This window comes from Streptomyces sioyaensis, from assembly GCF_004122735.1.
Taxonomy (GTDB): Bacteria; Actinomycetota; Actinomycetes; order Streptomycetales; family Streptomycetaceae; genus Streptomyces; species Streptomyces sioyaensis.
In genome coordinates this window covers 1-7211 of the sequence record NZ_SDIF01000206.1, presented here as the reverse complement: position 1 = coordinate 7211, position 7211 = coordinate 1, and the positions used below count along the sequence as shown (strand labels likewise).

Here is a 7211-nt window from a genome sequence, read left to right as displayed (position 1 = left end):
CATGCCTCCACTGCCCGCAGACGACGGCCGGGGCCCGCCCCCACCGGCCTCTTCCCACCCACTCACGGGAGGGGCCGGACCGCAGGACGGAGTCCGGAGGGCCGGTCCCGCAGCCGAACAGCCAGCGCAGCGGCAACCAGCCCGCCGCAGGCGCAACGGCGAAAAACTCCCGCGGCGGGACGGCCGACAACGTCGGGGGCGCCGCAAAGCGCAACGGCGAAAAACTCCCGCGGCGGGTCAGCCGACAACATCGGGGGCGCCGCAAAGCGCAACGGCGAGAAACAACCACGGCGGGAAAGCCGACAACGTGGGGGGGAAAGCCAAGCGCAGCCGGATTGTCAGTGCGGGCCGCTACCGTTCTCCATCGTGGCCCCGCGTATTACCGACCCGGCGCAGCTCAAAGAGCTGCTCGGCATCCCGTTCACACCGGAGCAGACGGAGTGCATCACCGCCCCGCCCGCCCCGCAGGTCATCGTGGCCGGAGCCGGCTCCGGCAAGACCACGGTCATGGCCGCACGCGTGGTGTGGCTGGTCGGCACCGGCCAGGTCGCCCCCGAACAGGTCCTCGGGCTGACCTTCACCAACAAGGCGGCCGGCGAGCTCGCCGAGCGCGTCAGGGCCGCCCTCCTCGCCGCCGGCGTCACCGACCCGGACGCCCTCCCGCTCGACGACAGCGGCGCCGCCACCGACCAGCCCCCCGGAGAGCCGCGGATCTCCACCTACCACGCCTTCGCCGGCCAACTCCTCAAGGACCACGGCCTGCGCATCGGCCTGGAACCCAGCGCCCGGCTCCTCGCCGACGCCACCCGCTTCCAGCTCGCCGCCCGCACCCTGCGCGCCGCCCCCGGCCCCTACCCGGCCCTCACCACCTCCCTGCCCTCCCTCGTGGAGGACCTCCTCGCGCTCGACGCCGAACTCTCCGAGCACCTCGTCGACCCCGCCGCGCTCCGCACGTACGACACCGAGCTGCTCGCCGCCCTCGACGGCGTCCGACTCACCAACGCCGACCTGCGCAAAGCCCCCGAAACCGCCCGCGGCCGCCTCGAACTGCTCGACCTCGTCACCGCCTACCGGGACGAAAAACGCCGCCGCGACCTCCTCGACTTCGGCGACCAGATCGCCCGCTCCGCCACCCTCGCCACCACCCGCCCCGACGTCGGCCGCCTCCTGCGCGACGAATTCCGCGTCGTCCTCCTCGACGAATACCAGGACACCTCCGTCGCCCAACGCCTGCTGCTCTCCGGCCTCTTCGGCGCCGGCACGGGACACGCGGTCACCGCCGTCGGCGACCCCTGCCAGGCCATCTACGGCTGGCGCGGCGCGTCCGTGGCCAACCTCGACGACTTCCCCGCCCACTTCCCCTTCGCCGACGGCACCCCCGCCCGCCGCGCGGCCCTCAGCGAGAACCGCCGCAGCGGCGGCCGCCTCCTCGACCTCGCCAACGGCCTCGCCGCCCCCCTCCGCGCGCGGCACGCAGGCGTCGAAGCCCTGCGCCCCGCCCCCGGCGCCGAGCGCGACGGCCTGGTCCGCTGCGCCCTGCTGCCCACCCACGCCGAAGAACTCACCTGGCTCGCCGACTCCCTCGCCCACCTCGTCCGCACCGGCACACCGCCCGGCGAGATCGCCGTCCTCTGCCGCACCGCCGCCGACTTCGCCCACCTCCAGGGCGAACTGGTCGCCCGGGACATCCCCGTCGAGGTCGTCGGCCTCTCCGGACTCCTGCATCTGCCCGAGATCGCCGACCTCGTCGCCGTCTGCGAGGTGCTCCAGGACCCCACCGCCAACGCCGCCCTGGTCCGCCTGCTGATCGGCCCGCGCTGGCGGATCGGCCCCCGCGACCTCGCACTCCTCGGCCGCCGCGCCCGCACCCTCGTCCACCACCAGCCCCCCTCGGACGACCCCGCCCACCGCCTCGCCGAGGCCGTCGAAGGCGTCGACCCCGCCGAGACCCTCTCGCTCGCCGACGCCCTCGACACCTTCCTGGAGGCCGACGGCCCCGACGACGGCCTCCCCTTCTCCGCCGAGGCCCGGGTCCGCTTCGCCCACCTCGCCACCGAACTCCGCGACCTGCGCCGCTCCCTCGGCGACCCCCTCATGGACGTACTCCACCGGGTTCTGGCCACCACCGGCCTGGAGGTCGAGCTGTCCGCCTCCCCGCACGCCCTCGCCGCACGCCGCCGCGAAACCCTGGGCACCTTCCTCGACATCGCGGCCGGCTTCGCCGCCAAACAGGGCGGCGAATCCCTCGACGGCGACGCCACCCTCCTCGCCTTCCTCGGCTTTCTGCGCACCGCCGTCCAGTACGAAAAGGGCCTGGACAGCTCCCTGCCCGGCGGCGACAACACCGTCAAGGTGCTGACCGCCCACAAGTCCAAGGGCCTGGAATGGGACGTCGTCGCCGTACCCGGCCTGGTCACCAAGCAGTTCCCCAGCGAACAGGCCCGCGAGTCCTGGACCAGCCGGGCCAAGGTCCTCCCGCACGCCCTGCGCGGTGACGCCGCCACCCTCCCCGACGTCACGGAGTGGACCGCCCGCGGCCTGAAGAACTTCAAGGAGGCGATGAAGCACCACCAGGAAACCGAGGAACTCCGCCTCGGATATGTCACCTTCACCCGCCCCCGCTCCCTGCTGCTCGGCTCCGGCCACTGGTGGGGCCCCCATCAGAAGCGGCCGCGCGGCCCGTCCGCCTTCCTGGAGGCGCTGCGCGCGCACTGCGAAGCCGGACACGGCGAGATCGAGCACTGGGCCGAGGCACCCGAGGACGGCGCGGAGAACCCCGCCCTCGCCGAAGCCGCCACCGAACAGGCCTGGCCACTGCCCCTCGACCCCACGGCCACCGCCCGCCGCCGCGCAGCCGCCACCACGGTCCGCGCCCACCTGGCACGCGCAACGGACGAGCCGGCGCCCTTCCGCTCCGCCGCCGCCCCGGCCGCACTGTCCACCCACGACCCCGAGTGGCCCCCGCCCCCGGCCGACGACGAGGCCTGGGACACGGACCCGTACGACCTTCCCGAAGCCGACCCGTTCGACGTCGCCGAAGGTGACCTCTACGGCGTCCCAGAAGCTGACCTCTACGACGCCGCCGAAGGTCACCTCTACGACGTCGCCGAAGCCGACCCGTTCGACGTCCCCGAAGGCGAAGCCGCCCCCGCCCCGTCCCGCCCCCCTATCGGCGCCCAGCGCTCCACGGAACCCGACCTCACCGCCGGCCCGGACGGCGACGCCTCCCACCCCGGCGACAGCGCGCCGCACCCCCTCCTCCCCGAGGAACGCCGCACGGTCGGATCCTGGGACCGCGATCTGGAGGCGCTCGCCGCCGAGCTCCGCCGCTCCCGCGCCACCGTCCGCGAGGTCCCCCTGCCGTCCGCGCTCAGCGCCACCCAACTGCTCCGCCTCGCCGCCGACCCGGACGGCTTCGCCCGCGAACTGGCCCGCCCCATGCCGCGCCCGCCCCAGCCCGGCGCCCGCCGCGGCACCCGCTTCCACGCCTGGGTCGAATCCCGCTTCGAAGAGCTGACGCTGCCCCTGCTCGGCCCCGACGAGCTCCCGGGCGCCGAGCCCGGCGAGGACGCCCAGATCGCCGACGAACACGACCTGGAGGCCCTCAAGGAAGCCTTCGCCCGCACCCCCTACGCCCACCGCACCCCCTTCCGCGTCGAGGCGCCCTTCCAGCTGACGCTCGCCGGACGGGTGATCCGCGGCCGGATCGACGCCGTCTACAAGGAGCACGGACCCGACGGCGACCGCTTCGAGATCGTCGACTGGAAAACCGGCCGCACCCACACCGCCGACCCCCTCCAGCTGGCCGTCTACCGCCTCGCCTGGGCCGAGCGGTACGGCCTGGAGCCCTCCGCCGTCGACGCCGCCTTCCTCTACGTCCGCAGCGGCGAGGTGGTCAGACCCGCCCGGCTGCCCGGCCGGGCGGGGCTGGAACGCATCCTGCTCGGAGAGACCGCCGATGGGCCGTGCCCGGAAGGCCGATAGGCTCGGTCGTATGAGCACCACCCCGGACAGCGCCGTCCGCGCGTACCTCGCCACCCACCGCGAAGCCTTCCTCGACGACCTCACCGAGTGGCTGCGCATCCCCTCCGTGTCCGCCGACCCGGAGCGCGCCGGCGACGTCCGCCGCAGCGCCGAGTGGCTCGCCGCGAAGCTCACCGACACCGGCTTCACGACCAGCGAGATCTGGGAGACCGGCGGCCTGCCCGCGGTCTTCGCCGAATGGCCCTCCCAGGACCCGTCCGCGCCCACCGTGCTCGTCTACGGCCACCACGACGTACAGCCCGCCGCCCGCGAGGACGGCTGGCACACCGACCCCTTCGCGCCGCAGACCATCGACGGCAAGCTCTACGCCCGCGGCGCCGCCGACGACAAGGGGCAGGTGTTCTTCCACACCCTGGGCGTCCGCGCACACCTCGCCGCCACCGGCCGCACCGCCCCCGCCGTCAACCTCAAGCTGCTCATCGAGGGCGAGGAGGAGTCCGGCTCCCCGAACTTCCCGGCCCTGATCGAGAAGCACGCCGACCGCCTCGCCTGCGACGCGGTGATCGTCTCCGACACCGGCATGTGGTCCAGGGACACCCCGACCGTGTGCACCGGCATGCGCGGCCTGACGGACTGTCAGATCGATCTCTACGGCCCCGACCAGGACATCCACTCCGGCTCGTTCGGTGGCGCGGTCCCCAACCCCGCCACCGAGGCCGCCCGGCTGGCCGCCGCCCTGCACGACACCGACCGCCGCGTCGCCGTCCCCGGCTTCTACGACGGTGTGATCGAGCTCACCGACCGCGAGCGCGAGCTCTTCGCCGAGCTGCCCTTCGACGAGGACGAGTGGCTGCGCACCGCGCACTCCCACGCCCCCCTCGGCGAGGCCGGCAGCACGACCCTGGAGCGCATCTGGGCCCGCCCCACCGCCGAGGTCAACGGCATCGGCGGTGGCTACCAGGGCCCCGGCGGCAAGACCATCGTCCCCTCCACCGCCCAGCTGAAGCTCTCCTTCCGGCTGGTCGCCGGCCAGGACGCGGCCGCCGTCCAGCAGGCCGTCCGCGACTGGGTCGCCGCGCACCTCCCGGCCGGCATCCGCCACGAGATCACCTTCTGGGGCGCCACCCGCCCCTGCCTCACCCCGCTCGACCACCCCGCGCTCCAGTCCGTCGTACGCGCCATGGGACGAGCCTTCGGCCAGCAGATCCGCTTCACCCGCGAGGGCGGTTCCGGGCCGGCGGCCGACCTCCAGGACGTCCTCGGCGTCCCGGTCCTCTTCCTCGGCATCTCCGTCCCCTCCGACGGCTGGCATGCCCCGAACGAAAAAGTCGAGCTCGACCTGCTGATGAAGGGCGTCGAGACCGCCGCCCACCTGTGGGGCGACCTGGCAGAGACCTGGCGCCCGGCTTGACCGGACGCGTACCGCCGCACCGTTCCGCGCCCACCCGCAGCAATCACCCACGCCACAGGGGGAGTTGGAAACAGCAGTGACCACCTGGACCGACCACACCGCCGACCGGCCACTCACGTTCAGCGCGCCGAGCGGGATCGACCGCTCGGCCCATCACCGTCTCGACGAGGCCTGGCTGGCGGCGGCCTGGAGCCACCCGACGACGCGCGTCTTCGTGGTGTCCGGCGGCCAGGCGCTGATCGACGACACCCCCGACGGCCGCACCGAACTGATCACGACGCCGTCCTTCGAGGCGCCCCTGACCGAGGCGCACCGCTACTACCTCGGCACCGACGACGACGGCGTCAGCTACTTCGCCCTCCAGAAGGACTCGCTGCCCGGCCGCATGGACCAGTCCGCGCGCCCGGCGGGCCTGCGCGAGGCCGGCCTGCTGCTGTCGCCCCGCGACGCCGGCCTCCTCGTCCATGCCGTGGCCCTGGAAAACTGGCAGCGCCTGCACCGCTTCTGCTCGCGTTGCGGCGAACGCACCGTCATCGCCGCCGCGGGCCACATCCGCCGCTGCCCGGCCTGCGGCGCCGAGCACTACCCGCGCACCGACCCGGCCGTGATCATGCTCGTCACCGACGAGGACGACCGCGCGCTCCTGGGCCGCCAGGTGCACTGGCCCGAGGGCCGCTTCTCCACGCTCGCCGGCTTCGTCGAGCCGGGCGAGTCCATCGAGCAGTCGGTGGCCCGCGAGGTCTTCGAGGAGGCCGGCGTGGTCGTCGGCGACGTCGAATACATCGCCAGCCAGCCCTGGCCCTTCCCCTCCAGCCTGATGCTGGGCTTCATGGCGCGCGCCACGTCGTCCGAGATCCAGGTCGACGGCGAGGAGATCGAAGAGGCCCGCTGGTTCTCCCGCGACGACCTGCGCGCCGCCTTCGAATCCGGCGAGGTCCTCCCGCCGTACGGCATCTCCATCGCCGCCCGCCTCATCGAGCTCTGGTACGGCAAGCCCCTGCCCAAGCCGTGACGGGCCCGCGGGCCGGCTACGGGGCTCGGCAAGGGTGCGCCTGAGCAGACCCGGGGCAGACGCGTGACGTCCGCGCAGACTCTCGCCAGGCGTCACATCTGCGCAGACACACAGAACCGCCGACCGGATCCCACAGGGACTCCGGCCGGCGGCCCCGGAAGACTGCCCTTACGAAGCGCTGTCACCTGCACATCTGCACATCTGCGCACCGGAGACCGGAGACCGGAGGCCTGACACCAACGCCCTGACACTCTGGCGCTTGTGCGAGCGCGCCCGGTGTCCGTGCGTCGAGGCAAAGCCGTCGGGGTGCCGCAGCTGTCAGGGTGGCCAAGCTGTCAGGGTGTCGAATCGGCAGCGAGACGCCGTCGGCCTCTCAGGCGCTGCCCGTTCAGACGCCGACCTTCTGCTTGACCTGCGCCAGGGACGGGTTGGTCAGCGTCGAGCCATCGGGGAACAGCACGGTCGGGACCGTCTGGTTGCCGCCGTTCGCCTTCTCCACGAACGTCGCGGACTCCGGGTCGTGCTCGATGTTGATCTCGGTGTACGCAATACCCTCGCGGTCCATCTGGCTCTTCAGCCGACGGCAGTAACCGCACCAGGTCGTGCTGTACATCGTCACAGTGCCCGCCATGTGCCCCGCGCTCCTTCGCTTCGATAAGTCTTGATCCACATACCACTCGCCGGTGTGTTCGACGCGGCCAAGGACCACAACGTACATCGGGCTCGGACCATTCCCGGCGGGTTGAACGGGCCGCCCCGACGGCCCGAACCCGCGCACCATCCTTGGGGGGCCACCCCCACCCC

The 7211-nt window shown here is 73.2% G+C and carries 4 protein-coding genes; 3 read left to right on the top strand and 1 reads right to left on the bottom strand.

Translation table 11 applies throughout. The features are described 5' to 3' along the window. The first annotated feature begins 366 nt into the window (after positions 1-366). The 3 genes from EST54_RS32620 (at position 367) to nudC (ending at position 6407) form a co-directional block, all read left to right on the top strand. Positions 367-3984, top strand: coding sequence for an ATP-dependent DNA helicase (locus EST54_RS32620; protein ID WP_129251295.1), 3618 nt, complete (start codon positions 367-369; stop codon positions 3982-3984). Between the two features lie 10 nt (positions 3985-3994). Next, the gene (locus EST54_RS32615) at positions 3995-5395 is read left to right on the top strand and encodes a dipeptidase (protein ID WP_129251294.1); all 1401 of its coding nucleotides are present in this window, start codon (positions 3995-3997) and stop codon (positions 5393-5395) included. A 76-nt stretch (positions 5396-5471) separates the two neighbouring features. Continuing rightward, the gene (gene nudC, locus EST54_RS32610) at positions 5472-6407 is read left to right on the top strand and encodes an NAD(+) diphosphatase (RefSeq protein WP_129251293.1); all 936 of its coding nucleotides are present in this window, start codon (positions 5472-5474) and stop codon (positions 6405-6407) included. A 388-nt stretch (positions 6408-6795) separates the two neighbouring features. Here the strand turns inward: nudC and EST54_RS32605 are convergent, their stop codons facing one another. After that, positions 6796-7038: a mycoredoxin gene (locus EST54_RS32605; RefSeq protein WP_093485073.1), complete on the bottom strand. Its 243-nt coding sequence runs from the start codon at positions 7036-7038 to the stop codon at positions 6796-6798. Between the last annotated feature and the right edge of the window lie 173 nt (positions 7039-7211).